This is a genomic window from Paeniglutamicibacter sp. MACA_103 (assembly GCF_045798555.1).
Classification (GTDB): domain Bacteria; phylum Actinomycetota; class Actinomycetes; order Actinomycetales; family Micrococcaceae; genus Paeniglutamicibacter.
The window spans coordinates 1-648 of sequence record NZ_JBIXLN010000114.1; the positions used below are offsets into that span (position 1 = coordinate 1).

General features: G+C 75.2%; 1 pseudogene. It reads left to right on the forward strand.

Going from position 1 to position 648, the window contains the following annotated elements:
* A pseudogene (locus ACIPVK_RS21775) lies at positions 1–648 on the forward strand (HNH endonuclease); the annotation flags it as partial.

Genomic DNA, 648 nt, shown 5'->3' on the forward strand with positions numbered 1-648 from the left:
GGGACGCTCGAGGAGCGGGTCGCCGAATCCGTGCGCCGCGAGGACCCCCGCACCACCGCCAGGCTGCTCGCCGGCATCCAGGGCACCCTCGAGCAGGGCACCGGGGACGTCCCGGAGGAGCTCCTGCGCGCCAGGACCGGCCTCTTCGACCGCGGCACCACCGACGGGCTGGGCGAATTCCTGCTCCGCACCCTGCCCGCCGACACCGAGGCCCTGCTGGCCCTCTGCGCCAGCACCGACAACCCCCGGACCCGGGCCGGGGACCGCGACGGCCTGCTCGCCCAGGCCCTGGCCACCCCCGCCACCGCCACCGACTCCAACGGCTCCAACGGTTCCAACGGTTCCAACAGCCAGTCGAACAACGGCAACGGCAACGGCAACGGTGCAGGGTTCCCCGACTTCCTCACCGACCCCGCCACCGGGCGGCCGCTCACCGACCCGGAGGCCGCCAGAAACCTGTCCCTGGACCCCACCGGCCCCGGCGCCGGGTCCCCGGGCCCGGCCACCACGGACCCCGCCGCCTACGGCCCCGACGGCCTCACCCCGCCCCAACGCCACCTCCAGGGCCTGATGAACCTCATCAGGTCCGCCGGGAGCCCCGCCACCGGGAAGAAGACCACCGGCCTGCCCTCCCCCAAGACCCTGGTC